Genomic DNA, 13,176 nt, shown 5'->3' with positions numbered 1-13,176 from the left:
TCAGAAGATTCCGGGTGCGGTGAACGGCGTGGCACGTCGCTTCACCGCCTGTTGTCGCATGATGTAGTCCACGCCGGCCTGGGCGGTGGCGCTCTGCCCGGTGACGCGCACCGATGTCAGCGGCAGGAAGAACACGCGCTCAATGACGCTCGGGGCGGCTCGGTCCGTGATCAGGATCTTCGCCATCACCGTCTCATTGGGCTGTAGTCGCTCCAGATCCTCGGTCAGGCCGCGGCCGACGTTGTCGATCGTCAACTGCGCGCGCGGCGACTGCCCCGAGGCGTCATCTGGCGGTTTGAAGCCAAAAGGAAACCCGATGTACTCCACGCCGTTGGACATCCAGTCCTGCGCGTCGTTCGCTAGCCGCAGCGTCGCCGCGAACGAGGGCGCGCTCAGTTCCATGAGCACCAGCTCGCCAACGGGGTCGCTGGTGCGTTGCCGGCGTTCCAGGAACGAGCTCATCGCAGGTACTCCATGGTGACGTCCCGCTGCCATGGCCGATCCGCGCCCTCGACAGGACGAAGCTCCCCGATGGCGCCGGCCTTGAAATGTGCCCGCAGAACCCGGCCGCTCAGCGGGTGGCGGAAATCAAACCACCCCACGCGCCGGATGTCGTTGAAGTACCAGTCCTCGAAACTCATCGCGTCGACTGGATTGGCAAAGTCCAAGGTCACTGCGATCTCCGCAAGAACCCGGCTGTTCAGAACGCGCTCCTTAGGCACACCTCTTTCCATCTCCGATCGAGCGACGGACGGATCGAAAGAGGGCCTGATCGAGTCGTAGAGCAGACCAACGTAGGAGGGAAGGCTCGCCATCAGCGCGGCTCCTTCAAACCAAAGCGGCCCTTCATCGCGCTCGCGACTTGGCCACCATCTGCGATGTTACCCGCCACGGCCCCCAGCACCATGTCGACGATCATGCGGTTGCCGTCTACCTTCGCCCCAACCTGCTGTGCGCTCACCTGCCCTCCGGTTTGATTCTGCACGTTGATCTCAAGCTTCATACCGCCCAAGCCGCTCAATGGGGCCACCGGGGCCGACATCCCGACGAGCCCGCCGTTCGCATAGCCTCGGCCGCGCCGGATTGTTCGGAGCATCGCTAGGAACGAGGAAGGTCCGCCGATCGCGGCGATGTCGTCCTGGTTGAGCACGCCCTCGCCTTTGTGCACCCATCCGGCGACCTGGAGCCGCCCGCCTGGGCCGGTGTAGCCGCCGCCGTCCCAGCCCTGCAGCGGAATGGATTCGCGCTCGACGCCCGCCGAGGCCTGGCCGCCTCCAAAGAGGCCGCCGAGCAGCGCCGTAATGCCCTTTCGCATTGCGATTCGCGCAAAGTCGGCCAATATCGAGTTTGTCATGTCGCGGACGCTCAACTTCCCCGTCTGCGTGGCTTTGATCGCCGCCTCCTCGAGACTGCTGAATGCCGACGTCGCGGCACTCTCGACCATCCCCGCCGCGTTGCTCGCGCTATCCCGATAGTTCGCCCAGGCCGCCGACACGCCCTTGCTCCAGTCCGACTGGGCCGCAGCCATGCGGTCGTAACCGTCACGAATCACCTGCACGCGCTGGTCAGTGGAAGCGCGCACAGCACTGGCCTCTGCCTCGGCGGTCTCAGGATCGATCTTCCCGGCGCTCTTGAGCAGCGCGAGCTCGGTCAGCCGCTGCGCCTGCTCGCGATAGACGTCATTGAGCTTCTGCTGAATCTCGTACTCGCGATCGCCGGCGCCGACGCGCGCGACCATCGCATCCATCTGATCCTTGAGTGCCACGGTGCTCGCATCGAGCGCGGCCTTGTAGGACGAGATCGCCCGCTTCCGTTCTTCGAAGAACTTCCGCTCCTCGGCGCCCAGAACCTCCAGCTTCGCCGCCCCTTCCGTTCGTACCTTGGCGAGTTGCGCCTCCAGCTCGCCGATCTGCTTGCTGACCTCAACGCCTTCCTTCCCAGATGCGCTCCGACTGCGCAGATAGTCAATCTGCTTCTGCAGCGACGCCGCTTCCTCGTCCGTCGCGCGCTCGGTCAGCTCGCGCATGCGCCCGTAGTAGTCCTCGGCAGTGACTTCCCGCGCTTGGAACTGCGCTTGCAGCACCTTGGTGCTGGTGGCGATCTGGGCGTCTTCCTTGGTCCAGGCGTCCTTCAGCGCCTGCAGACCGGCTGAGCGCTTGGCGGTCTCCTCACCATGGCCCTTGGGGGCGGCTTCGGCGCGGATCGCACGCTCCCGCGCATCGAGCACTTTCGGGTCGGTGATACCAGCTTCGCCGGCAAGCTTGCGCATCTCCTTGATGCGCTCGGCGAGCCGGCCTTGCTTATCGAGGTACTGGGTCTCGAACTTCTCCCGGGCCCGCGCTTGTGCAGAATCCACTTCCGAGTAGATCCCCGCGAACTTGACTTCAACCGGCTTCTTGTTCGCTTGCTTTTGCAATTCCGCAATTTGCTGCTCGAACCGAGCGATCAGCATGGTGCGATTGGCTGCACTCAATCCCTGATAGACACCACCGCCCTGCTTGATCCCGGCGATGTTTGACTGAAGCTGCTTTATTTTGTCGGTCGCGGTCTCATCGCGCCCGATGCTCTTCATGGCGTCCCAGGCCTCCAGCGTGGCGTCTCTCACAGCCCGCCACGCCCTCTCCATATAGCCAAGGTTCTCAGTGACGTCCTTGGATCGCTCCTTCAGCGTATCCGCGTAGAGCCGGAACGCACCCGCAACTGCCTGCACCTGGTTCCCTTGCTCCACGAGGGTCTTAATGTTCTCCAGCTGCGTCTGATCGAGGAAGTGCATGGTCTCGTTCAGGGCCAAGAGCGCCTCAACGGGATCAGCCTTGATCTTCTCGAACTCCGCGACCGTCTGAGCGACGGCCTTTCCGGTAGAGACGCGCATCACCTCCGCGGCCGTGCCGACAAGCTCGATCTGCTCTGCCGTGAACTTGCCCGATGCTGCGACTTCATTCAGTGCCTCCGTTGCACTGCCGACCGTGACCCCGTCCAGATCATCCATCTGGGCGGCGAGTTCCTGGAGCCGCTTTGCTGCCTGCCCGGAGGAATCTCCCACCCCGATCATGGTCTGTCGGAGCGTCGTCCCCTCATCGCTGCCCTGCTTCCAGGCAAGCGCAAGCGCCGCGGCGGCGGCCGCGGTCACAGTCAGGGGATTGACCATTCCCACGATTGCCGCGGATACCCCGGACAGCGCAGGTCCGATGCCACCAAAGCTGTCCTTGATCTGACCACCCTGCTGCACGAGGACGGTGAACCAGGGCATGCCCCCTTGCAGGCTCGTGAAGACGTCGGTGAACTGCGCCGGGAGCTGGCGCATCGCGTTGGCCGTCTGGCCTGCTGAAATGCCGAGTTGTTTGATCGGGTCGTTCGACGCTAAGGGCGTGCTGGCTTGCTTGCGGAGATCAGCCAGCTGCCCACGTAAGAGCGCGAGCCCTTGCTTGATGTCGTTTACATCCGCACTGATGCGAACACGCAGGTTTGCAGAGGTATCGGCCATCAGGTACGCAGTCCGTCCAGATACTTGACCCATGCGCCGGGCTCCAGGCCCATCGCGCATCGCACCGCAGTCGCCACAGCAGCCTCACGCGCGCGCTCCCGTCGCGCTTCATCTCGCGCGGCGGCCTCCGTGAATGCCATAGCCTGACCCAACGTGTACGTCATCACGTCTCGCCGCTGGTGTCCGTTCGCGATGAGGAAATGGAGGATGTCTGCCCAGTTGGGGCCTGATTCGTCGCGAGGGTCGACGGAACCGACTTGCCCGCCGCCGCGAGCATCCTGGGCAGACGCTGGTCGAAAAAATCCTGGTTGAGCTCCACCACTGCCTCGACCAGGGTCGCGATGTCCTGCAGGCTCGCGCCCGCAATCCATTCCTCCGGCCGCCCAGTGACGATCGCGCCGGCCTTCGCCAGCGCGTCCCCGTCCTGCTCCATCACATCCATCATCAGCGCGGCGACTTCGATGGTCCCGCCGGCTGCCGCCATGCTGGCGGCGATGAGGACGCGCCCGATGATGGGGCGCGTTGCGGTAATGAAGGGCCCGATCTGCGCCAGCGTCAACGGAGATACGGCCAACTCTTCGCCGCGGAACGTGATCGAGCGCGTCGGCGGGCTCAGGACTGCGAGATCGTCGGTCACTTCTCGGCATCCCAGGTGAAGTACTGCGACACCCCGGCCGGCTTGCTGGTATCGCGGCTGAGGGTTCCCGTCACCGTGCCACCGCCATACTGCTCGCCGATCAGCGCCAGTTCACCGATCACTCCGCCAGAGACGCGATAGGCCTGCGCCCTCACGCGCTTGCCGCTGTTGGCCTCGTTCGTACCGATGAACAGCAGCTCGTACTCTTCGCTGGGGTTGACCAGAGCCTGCATCCGCTCGCTGGCGGCATTGGCGTACGTCACCTTCAGATTGGGCGCGCCGTCGACCGGATCGGGAATGTTCGAGCCGGCGGGGATGTACAGCGCACCGCTCTTGATATCCCAGTCCTTGCCCTGCTCGTAAGCGGCACCGCCTGCGGCCGCGCCCTTCACCGCCGTGATACCAGAGGCGATATTGGCCAGCGGCGTCACGCCGTCCTTGTAGGCGACCACCAGCTCGTCGACGACGTTGCCGGCGACGATCACGCTGGCAGTGCCTCGCAGCACATCAGCGAAGTTGGCCGCGCTGAAGTCGTGCATGGTGAAGCTGATCTGGACCTCGGTCACACGCTCCACGGAGTTGCGCGTGCCGCCCCCGGGCTGCGTGGAGTCCATCAGCGTGACGCGATTGGTCTGCGGAGAGAACGAGAACGCCGAACAGTTCCCGATGCCGCGGAACGGCTTTGCCGCGCCACGCTTGCGCAGGTGGATTTCACCGCTGCCCAGGTAGCTGTAGTCGGGGGACGTGAGTGCCATGCTGTGATTCCTCTGGTTGGCCGCGACGCGGCATTACTTGGGTATGTGACTCTGGTAGGTCAGGAGCGCCCCGACCCAACCGGTTCCTGCCTCCGGCTTCACCGGCTCCATGGAGACGTACTGCGGATATTCGATTCCGGCGGCGAACCTGGCCTGCTGACCGTCCAGCGCCCGCTCGATGTCGGAAATCGCGGCCTCCAGACGGCCCTGCTCATCGTCCGGCGGCGCCGGCAGCTTGATGACCACCCCGACCGTGGTGAGACGGTGCGTGCGTAGCAGCGCGGCCTGAGCTGCGCGCTCTTGCTTGAGTAGCAGCACGGTCATCACCGCCTCTGCGCTCGCATCCACCTGGCCGGGTTCCAGCGTGAATGCAGCCCCTGCGTCTGTCGCGAAGCCGTTCACCTTCAGCACCCGCTGAAGGCATGCGCCAATTGCCTCGCGAAGGAGTACGCGTGCGCTAGCCATGCGCCACCACCCAACGGGCCGAGGACTCGTCCTGTTGCACACGCTTCTCCAGCACAAGCGATTCCCCGGGAAGCACAAGCCTTCCGAAGCGCATCGGCTCCACTTCCGCCAACTGCAGCTTCACTTGCGTCTGAGGTGCACTCACAGGCGCGCCGTCATCACCGAACTCCACATAGTCACGGTCGATCAGCACCGTGCAGGGCACCCCAACAGCGCTCCCAGGCGCGAAGTAGTCCGCGCGGTCGCCCACGCCTGCATCGGCGAACGCTCCGAACGCCACCGCATCGAACTGCCGCAAGAACTCGCGCTGGCTCATTCGCCGCCCCTGGCCATCGCCGACTGCATGGCCTTGACCATTTCGCGTTCGAAGTAGAAAGGCATCAGCTTTTCCCAGGTCCGCTGTGCGAGCCCGAAGATGTCGTACCGCGGCCGATAGGTCGCACGCCGCGTGAAGACGAAGATGCTCCGCACGGCGCTGCCGAAGCCGGTATCGATGCGCTCGTAGATGCCGGGCCGCAGGCGGCCCCGCTTCTTCATCACAACGAAGTAGTTGCCACCGCGCTTGCGCTTTGCCCGGCGGCGCTTTGCACTGACGTCGCTCTGGTTCTGGTAGGCATCCCGCTGTGCGCTGAGCTGCGACAAGATCGCGGTGATCTGGCTGCCTCGCACATTCCCATACTGGTCCGTGGCAGCACCCCGACCCGTCACGGCGAACTCGCCCCGCGGCATCAGTCCCTTGGCCTGCAGCAGCGCCTCGAAGCCTTTGACGCGGCGCTGGCCACCGGCAACCTCCGCAAGCAGGTACTTCGACGGCGGGGTGCCCTTGAACGCCTCGTCGCGCAGGAAAATCTCGGCATAGAGGCGATCCTTCGTCGCCTTGCGATACATCGCAGCGTTCACCGTCATCGGCGTCGGACGATCGAACACCTGCGGCGCTTTGCGCTTCCAGGCCTCCCGGACCTCGAATGCCGTGGCGTTGCAGGCCTGCATGAGCGCGAACGGCATCTGCGCGCGCTCGAGTTCTCCGAACTGGCGATCGAGGATGCCGCCGGCATCGACGCTGATACGCAGATCGCTCATCGATCCCCCGTCGATGCCGGCGCGCCCTGGAGCTGATCGATCTCGTCCAGGTTTGCTTCGTAGTACTGAAGGCACTTCTTGCGGCCGCGCGCGACGTCCGGCATCTCCTCGAGGGCACCGTCTACTGTCCACTTGCAGCGCTTCCGCAACCGCGCGGGGATCTCCACATAGCGGACCTGGGGGACGCTGATCACCGAGGGAGCCGGGACCAGCACTGCCGCTGCGGGCGAGGACGGGCGTACGCTCGTCTTGTTGCATGCGGCCAGGACGATCGCGGCAAGCAGAGCGGTCAGAGACGTGCGCATCAGTAGCCCCCCAGTGTCGGGCATGCAGCCGCCATCGCCTTCAGCGCGGCCGTGCACTCCGCAGGCCGCCTGTCGTATTGCTGCTTGAACGCGTTGGCGCTTGCGTCAGCCTGCGCGCGGGCAGCATCGGCTTCCGCAAGTAGCGCCTCGTTCCGCGCGCGCAGTTGCTCCAGCTTGTCGGCCTCGGCCTGCAGCTTCGCTGCGATCGTAGCCAACGCGGCGTCCTTGTCCGCGACGTTCCCTGCCAGTTCGGCCGCACGCAGCTGGGCAGCCTCGGCCGCAGCGACCTGGTCGGCGATGCACTGCTTGACCTGCCTAGTCACGACGATCACGCGTTGACCCTGCCGATAGGAGGACAACGCCGCGAGCGCGAACCCGACCGCGAGTACGGCGCAAACCACTTTCAGGATGCTGCCTGGCTTACGCAACCACGCGATCGCGTCGCTAATCCAGCTGAGCAAGGTCGTCAGGAGCTCGGACAGGAGCTTCACTGCTGCAGCGATCATGTTCATCGGTCTGTCTCCCGGCGGCGCCAGGGGTAGATCAGCAGCACGGTCAGCGCCAGGCGAACGAGCAGCACGTACCAGGGCGCCCTCAGTTCGCGGTGCGACAGGTGTGCCAGGAAGATGCCCAGCATGCCCACAGCCAACCCAATCAGACAGGCGCCACGCAGGACATACGCCACACGATCCCGCGCCCGCGTTCCAGATTGGAAGGTCAGCAAGAGCTGCCAGGTGGTGCCGCAGAAGACAGCGAAAGCGCTCAGGACGTTGAGCAGGTATGCGTCGATCACGATGCCTCTCCCGCGCGTCCAGCGAGTCGGTCGGTCAGCCGCTGGAGGCTTCCCAGGTAGTGGGGCAACATGGGCTTGATCACGAAGCCGCTCAGCCCGCTGACAGCCATGCCGACCGGCTTGATGGACGGTAGCCACACTGATGCGACAACCACGATCCAACCAGCAGCCAGTGCAAACGCCAGAACGAACAGACCCAGCAGCCCAACGCGGAGAAGGAGAGTCACCCACCGGCCTGCCAGGGAGCCATCTTGGGGCAGCGACACTTTTCCCGCGTCGATCTCGCTCAGCAGCAGCAAGCTGATCAGCGCGCCGACGATCGCCGCCAGGAACCAGGACTGGGGAATGCCGAGAAAGAGTCGCTCGCTGCCGGCGATGACCTCGGCGACAACCGCGCTGCCGCCCGTCACCGCGCCGATCAGCGCGGACACCTTCAGCCCGAGGGAGGGTTCGAGATCCATCAGCGCTTGATCCCGGCCAGACGCAGGCCTTCCCAGATTGTTTGGTCCGGCCAGAAGTCACCACCGTTCTCGTGGCGCGCGATGGACTTCGCCAGTTGGAAAGCCGTGGCCGGCGCACCCACGTCCACGCTCGCATCGGGTTCCACACCGAGGGCACGCGACACCTGCGCGACGTAGGCCGCCGTGTCGTTCTCACTGGGCGGGGCCCAGCGACCAATCAGGCCGGCAACGGTGCGGAGGCCATACTTGTTCTGGTAGGTCACCAGAATCTTCACTATCGCCCGGAAGCCGTAGGGAGCAGACGTGAAGACCGCGAAGCGTGCCTCGCTCGCCAGCGCCGCGGCAGTGCGGTCCTCGCCCTGCCACACGGTCCGCGTGCGGTCGATGTTTCCGGGGTTGTTGTTGCGGACGCCGCGGGGCTTGGACATGAGAGGGACGCTCGGCAGAGTGAGGGGTCGCGTCGGGCCGCGCCTGCGGCGCGTCCCGACGCCAGGGCGGATCAGGTGCGCTTGCCCTTGATCAGCGCCTTCGGGCGCACGCAATAGCTCAGCGCGTTCATCTGCGCCTCCAAGGAGCGGCCCTTGCCGTTCGGGGATGGGTACTGCTTGGCGTAGCGCGGCAAACCGTTGGTGTTCACGGTTTCCTCGTAGTCCGCCGGCGCGTAGATGGTCCGCCACAGACCCGGCACGCCGACCGGAAACAGGTGGCACTTGTCGCTGTCGACGAACGCAAGGTTGCCGACCTTGCCCCGATAGTTCTCCCAGATGATCCCGCCGAACTCGAACACGCCGTACACCGCCCCGTTGGGGGTGACGTAGCCGTCGCGCAGAACCTGCGCCATGGGCGTGCCCTTGTAGCTTTCACGCACCTCGGGATGCGACAGCATTTCGTCGAAGAAGTTGTCGCCACAGAATGCGTGGATGCCACCGACGGGGACACCGCCCAGCGCGTCTGCCATCTTCCGGACGGCCCCGGCGCACTTGCGACGCAGCGCACCAGGGGCCGGATTGGCGTTGTCCAGGTCGAAGTCGATTTCGGCCTCCTGCGCGACGCCGAACTCGGTGAACAGGTCGTAGGCCAACGACCCGTCGGCGTTGAGGATCAGCCCCTTGATGGCGCCGACACGCTGGTACTCCAGGGTCGGGTCCAGCTTCCACTGCACGTGCTGACGCAAGCGCGCATTGACGCGATCGATGATCCCCTCGAGCTGACTGGCCTGCCCGAAGGCACGGATGTTCTGCACGCTATCGGCAGCAATGAAGTCGTCCACCTGGTAGTGCGGCACCACCAGGCTACGTGCCTTGCGCGTGCTGGACGCGAAGGCTTCGCCGGGGCCGCCGCGCGGCGTCGGATTCACGAGCTTCAACTCGCCGGAATCCTCTTCGATCAGAATCGAGGTGGTGGGAACGCCCTCCTCTTCCCAGCCAGCGACCTGGCCGGCACGCCCGGGAACGAACGGCATGGCATTGATGGAGTCGGTCAGCGACGTGACGCTGAATGCGTCTTCGGCGAAGACGTCGGACATGAGAGCTACGGACATGGAATTGATTTCCTTGGAGTCGGCGGGATCTGCGGGTTCAGCGCAGGACGATGCCCAGCTCGTTGAGCTGTGCGATCGCGGCGGTTTTCTGTGCGGCGGTGGTACCGGCCGGCCAGAGCAGGGCATCGGCCTTGACCTCGGCGTTGCGCTTGATCACGACGATGGCCTGGTCGGACGCCGTTGCATCCGTCGTCGACCACAGGACGCCGGCCGCCTTCTCCACACCGGTGTTGGCGGCAGGGCCAAGCGGCGCGTACTTCCCGGAGGCAGTGATGACGCCGAGGACGGCCCCGGCCACGCACAGATTCCCCGCGGCCAGAATCTCGTTTTCACGCGAGTACGTGCCGGGCGCCTCGGAGAGCAGGAAGTCGCCGGTCCGGCTGAGTTCGGTCTTGGTGCTCATTGGCTGCGGAGTTCCTTACTTGGAGGTCGAGGTCGCCGCGCGGCGGCGGGCGAAGATGTCGGAAGAAGACAGCCGCGCGGGCGCGGCCTTGGCGCTGGCATCCCCCGGCCGTGCATGCCCCGCTGCGGTGGGTGCGTCCCGACGGACGGCATCGAGGGTGATGCCGCGGTCTTGCGCAGCTCTCAGCAGCGCCAGCGCGAACGCCTCGGGACTTGTCGCGTTGTCGATCGCGGTGGCGAGCTCGGCTTCGAAGCCGGAGCGCGACAGCGACTGCAGGTGCAGTACGCGAGTGCGCTCGGCCTTCACGGCCTCTTCGGTGGCCGCCGCGCGGCCCGCTGCCTCGCCTTCCGCGCGTGCTGCAGCAATGGCTGAGCTGTTGTCGGCGATCACGATCTGGTCGGCCGTATGGCCAGCCGCCAGCGCGCTGCGCAGGTCTGCGGTGGTGGAAACCGTGACCTGCCCGTTGGTGTTGCTCATGGGCGTTTTCCTCTTGGGAGCGCTGGCAGAACCGGCCAGCTCGGTGATCACGGCTTCGAGTGATCCGATGCGATCGGCCATGCCGGCCTTGACTGCTTCTGCGCCAAGCAGCACGCCACCGCGGCCGAAGTCGCTCAGCACGGTGTCCACAGGCACCCCGCGATTGCGCGCCACGGCCCCCACGAACACCTCCGCGAGCGAGTCCACGATCGACTGCACCTTGGCGCGCCCCTCGTCGGTCTTCGGGTCCAGGCGCTTGTCGGGCGATTGGCTGGAGACGATCTCCAAGGTGCGGACACCAGCCTTGGCGTCGCGCTCGCTCGTGTCGAGGTAGGACATCACCACGCCGATCGAGCCGACCATGCCGGTCTCTGCGATGACCAATTCGTCGCAGGCGCTACCGAACCAGTAGCCCGCCGAAGCGGCCAAGTCGCCGACATATCCAACGATCCGCTTGGACCCGCGGGCGGCGTAGATCATGTCGGCCAGCTCACCGATGCCGCTCGCTTCCCCGCCTGGGGTATTGAGCTCCAGCACGATCGCCTTGACGTACGGATTGTCGAGCGCAGCCTGGATGTCGGTGGCTAGCACCTGGGTGCTGGTCGCGCCGGAGATCTCGGTGAACAGGTTCGCGTAGCGAAACATGGGGCCTGTAGCCGGGATCACCGCCACACCATCGCGCATCGTGACGCGACGGGTGTTGTCCAAGGGACGACCGAGACGGGACTGCAACGCCTGCGGATCGCCAGCGCGCTGCGCCACCGCCAGGATCGTCTCGAGGGACTCACGCTGGATCAACCAGGGGCGGCTTGCCGCCAAATGGAATGCGTCGCTCACGCGAAGTCCTCCTGGTCTGGCTCGGCATGATCTTCTTCATCATCCACAACCGCCGCTGCAGACTGCGAGCCGCGGCCTGTCTCGAATAGCCCGTCAGCCTTGCGGCGCTGGACCTCGCGGACGCGCTGCGCGTAAACGGCGTTCCAGTCCTCACCGTTCATCGCGGCCGTCTCCATCGCTTCGTTGCTGACCCCGATTCGAATGCGCGTCTCGGCAGCGGCAGCTTCCTTTTGCTCATCCATCGACCCGCGCGCCGGACCGATCCACAGGGCTCTTGTCCACGCGCGGCGGCGAATGGGATCCGCGTATCCCGGCAACACCAAGCGCCCGGAAGCTACTTCTTCATCGACATGGAGCGCATACAGCGGCTGGCAGAACTGCTGGACCAGGAACCACCGGCGGAGATTGAAAAAGCGCCAGGCCTCCAGCATGGCGGCTCGGGCCGCGGAGTAGCTGCGGTCGAACTGGAGCATCAGCACGTCCAGCGGCAATTCCAGACACGCGCCGATCTGCTTCACGATCGCAGTGAAGAAGGGATCGAAATTGACATTCGGCCGATTCAGGGCCTGGCTGGTCGCTTTTTCACCGGGAGCCAGATCCACGACAGCGCCATTGCCCAGCGCGATGGTCGGCTGCTCATCGGACGTACCGACGAAGCCGATTGCATTGCCCTGCTCGTCGTGCATTTCCTTGTCGCGCTCGATGAAGACCGTGAACATGGCGCTGATCACGGCGGCCATCAGCTCCGCGTCCCCGTAGCGCTCAAGCTGCTTCAGCGGCTCCAGAATAGGTGCGAGATACGGCGCTCCCCGCACTTGGCCGGGACGCTCCTTGTCGTTCCAGATGTGGAGCACACGGCGCCGGCCGGTCTCCTCACCGAAGTACGGGTAGAACTGCCAGGCCGGCATCCGGACATCCACGGCATCGCCCGGATGCGTGTTGCGGATCCAGCACCCGACAGGCGTGGCACCGAAAATCGCGATCCCGTCGATGCAACTGGGTGTATCGCCGGCTTCATTCGGGTTGCTGATGCGGTCGGCCTCGACCAACTGCACTTTCAGCTCGGAGACGCCACCGTGACGCAGCTCATGCGGCGTGAGAACGAAAACATCCCCGCTGGCCATCGCCGACAGCAGCGACAAGGCCTGCAGGCCGTAGAAATCCAGCGCGGCCTCGGCGTCGCATTCGGCCGGCTCCTCGGCCCAGCGCTCCCAGCTGGCGCGCAGCTTGGCGCTGATCACCTCTGCTTCGTCACCCGAGATGCCGAGCGCCGCGTGGTCCACCGCCGGGCGGCAGACGAGTCCCGTGCCAACCACACTGGTTCGGCAACGCAATAGGGCGCTGCGCCCAATGGGCGTGTTGCGCATGGCGTCGCGGCTACGGGCGCGGAGAGTCGTGAGCTCGTGACGCTGCAGGTCCGCCGTGGCGCTGCCCGTCGGCGCCAACCAACGCTGCAGGCTTCGCAGCGTGCGAGACGCGCCCCGCCAGCGAGTGCCCTGTACTTCGTCCGCGGACGCCTGGGGCGCTGGAGCCTCCACGCTGAGCGCGGCGCGCACAGCCCGATCTTGGCCGATGGCCCCACGCAGGCGATCCGCGGCGACTGTGGCGCTGCCCATCAGCCTGGCACCACGTAGCGGATGCGGCTGCGGCCGCCTGAGGCGCTGGCGCCATTGATCTGACGACGGAGTTCAGCGATGTACGCGTCGAGCGTTTTTAGGTCCGTCTTGGTGTACTCGACACGCCGCTCCCCGATCGACAGCGACGCCGTGGCCTTGCCCAACATCAGCTGATGCCGTACGGCAAGTGCTTCGTCCAGTTGTTGCTGCGGCGTCGACATAGGCATCCGTCTGAGGATTCGCGAGGCCCGAAACGCAAAGACCCCGCACAATGGCGAGGTCTTTGCTGATCGCGGCACCTCGCCGCAACCTATTCTTGTCAT

At 65.3% G+C, this 13,176-nt stretch carries 18 protein-coding genes; all 18 read right to left on the bottom strand.

Features of this window, described 5'->3' with window-relative positions; translation table 11 throughout:
* A complete protein-coding gene (locus tag SLW52_RS13210; RefSeq protein WP_320740356.1) occupies window positions 1-462 on the bottom strand; it encodes a DUF1833 family protein in 462 nt (153 codons plus the stop codon).
* Complete coding sequence (locus SLW52_RS13205) at window positions 459-815, bottom strand: hypothetical protein (protein ID WP_320740357.1); 357 nt, start codon at window positions 813-815, stop codon at window positions 459-461. The genes SLW52_RS13210 and SLW52_RS13205 overlap by 4 nt, the downstream gene beginning before the upstream one ends.
* Complete coding sequence (locus SLW52_RS13200; RefSeq protein WP_320740358.1) at window positions 815-3,484, bottom strand: phage tail length tape measure family protein; 2,670 nt, start codon at window positions 3,482-3,484, stop codon at window positions 815-817. The genes SLW52_RS13205 and SLW52_RS13200 overlap by 1 nt, the downstream gene beginning before the upstream one ends.
* Window positions 3,485-3,647: 163 nt before the next feature.
* Complete coding sequence (locus SLW52_RS13195; RefSeq protein WP_320740359.1) at window positions 3,648-4,121, bottom strand: hypothetical protein; 474 nt, start codon at window positions 4,119-4,121, stop codon at window positions 3,648-3,650.
* On the bottom strand, window positions 4,118-4,876 hold the full coding sequence (locus SLW52_RS13190; RefSeq protein ID WP_320740360.1) for a hypothetical protein: 759 nt from the start codon (window positions 4,874-4,876) through the stop codon (window positions 4,118-4,120). Before SLW52_RS13190 ends, SLW52_RS13195 begins: the two co-directional genes overlap by 4 nt.
* A 33-nt stretch (window positions 4,877-4,909) precedes the next feature.
* The gene (locus SLW52_RS13185) at window positions 4,910-5,341 is read right to left on the bottom strand and encodes a hypothetical protein (protein ID WP_320744247.1); all 432 of its coding nucleotides are present in this window, start codon (window positions 5,339-5,341) and stop codon (window positions 4,910-4,912) included.
* On the bottom strand, window positions 5,334-5,657 hold the full coding sequence (locus SLW52_RS13180; RefSeq protein ID WP_320740362.1) for a hypothetical protein: 324 nt from the start codon (window positions 5,655-5,657) through the stop codon (window positions 5,334-5,336). The genes SLW52_RS13185 and SLW52_RS13180 overlap by 8 nt, the downstream gene beginning before the upstream one ends.
* Window positions 5,654-6,421 carry a hypothetical protein gene (locus SLW52_RS13175; RefSeq protein ID WP_320740363.1) on the bottom strand — a complete coding sequence of 256 codons (768 nt, stop codon included), beginning with the start codon at window positions 6,419-6,421 and terminating at the stop codon, window positions 5,654-5,656. The genes SLW52_RS13180 and SLW52_RS13175 overlap by 4 nt, the downstream gene beginning before the upstream one ends.
* Window positions 6,418-6,726: a hypothetical protein gene (locus SLW52_RS13170; RefSeq protein ID WP_320740364.1), complete on the bottom strand. Its 309-nt coding sequence runs from the start codon at window positions 6,724-6,726 to the stop codon at window positions 6,418-6,420. The genes SLW52_RS13175 and SLW52_RS13170 overlap by 4 nt, the downstream gene beginning before the upstream one ends.
* Window positions 6,726-7,238 carry a hypothetical protein gene (locus SLW52_RS13165; RefSeq protein ID WP_320740365.1) on the bottom strand — a complete coding sequence of 171 codons (513 nt, stop codon included), beginning with the start codon at window positions 7,236-7,238 and terminating at the stop codon, window positions 6,726-6,728. Before SLW52_RS13165 ends, SLW52_RS13170 begins: the two co-directional genes overlap by 1 nt.
* A complete protein-coding gene (locus tag SLW52_RS13160) occupies window positions 7,235-7,519 on the bottom strand; it encodes a hypothetical protein (RefSeq protein ID WP_320740366.1) in 285 nt (94 codons plus the stop codon). Before SLW52_RS13160 ends, SLW52_RS13165 begins: the two co-directional genes overlap by 4 nt.
* Window positions 7,516-7,980, bottom strand: coding sequence for a hypothetical protein (locus tag SLW52_RS13155; protein WP_267122338.1), 465 nt, complete (start codon window positions 7,978-7,980; stop codon window positions 7,516-7,518). Before SLW52_RS13155 ends, SLW52_RS13160 begins: the two co-directional genes overlap by 4 nt.
* Window positions 7,980-8,408 (bottom strand): structural protein P5, encoded by a 429-nt coding sequence (locus tag SLW52_RS13150; protein ID WP_320740367.1) that lies wholly within the window; start codon window positions 8,406-8,408, stop codon window positions 7,980-7,982. The genes SLW52_RS13155 and SLW52_RS13150 overlap by 1 nt, the downstream gene beginning before the upstream one ends.
* A 71-nt stretch (window positions 8,409-8,479) precedes the next feature.
* Window positions 8,480-9,520, bottom strand: a complete 1,041-nt coding sequence (locus SLW52_RS13145; RefSeq protein ID WP_320740368.1) for a major capsid protein — start codon at window positions 9,518-9,520, stop codon at window positions 8,480-8,482.
* A 37-nt stretch (window positions 9,521-9,557) separates the two neighbouring features.
* On the bottom strand, window positions 9,558-9,923 hold the full coding sequence (locus tag SLW52_RS13140) for a head decoration protein (protein ID WP_267116486.1): 366 nt from the start codon (window positions 9,921-9,923) through the stop codon (window positions 9,558-9,560).
* Window positions 9,924-9,938: 15 nt separating this feature from the next.
* A complete protein-coding gene (locus SLW52_RS13135) occupies window positions 9,939-11,237 on the bottom strand; it encodes a S49 family peptidase (protein ID WP_320740369.1) in 1,299 nt (432 codons plus the stop codon).
* Window positions 11,234-12,853 (bottom strand): phage portal protein, encoded by a 1,620-nt coding sequence (locus tag SLW52_RS13130; protein ID WP_320740370.1) that lies wholly within the window; start codon window positions 12,851-12,853, stop codon window positions 11,234-11,236. Before SLW52_RS13130 ends, SLW52_RS13135 begins: the two co-directional genes overlap by 4 nt.
* Window positions 12,853-13,074: a gpW family protein gene (locus SLW52_RS13125; RefSeq protein ID WP_267116483.1), complete on the bottom strand. Its 222-nt coding sequence runs from the start codon at window positions 13,072-13,074 to the stop codon at window positions 12,853-12,855. Before SLW52_RS13125 ends, SLW52_RS13130 begins: the two co-directional genes overlap by 1 nt.
* Between the last annotated feature and the right edge of the window lie 102 nt (window positions 13,075-13,176).

Source organism: Xanthomonas sp. LF02-5, assembly GCF_034105325.1.
GTDB classification, from domain to species: Bacteria; Pseudomonadota; Gammaproteobacteria; order Xanthomonadales; family Xanthomonadaceae; genus Xanthomonas_A; species Xanthomonas_A sontii.
Note: the sequence above shows the minus strand (reverse complement) of the source record. Positions and strands in the feature narration are given on the sequence as shown.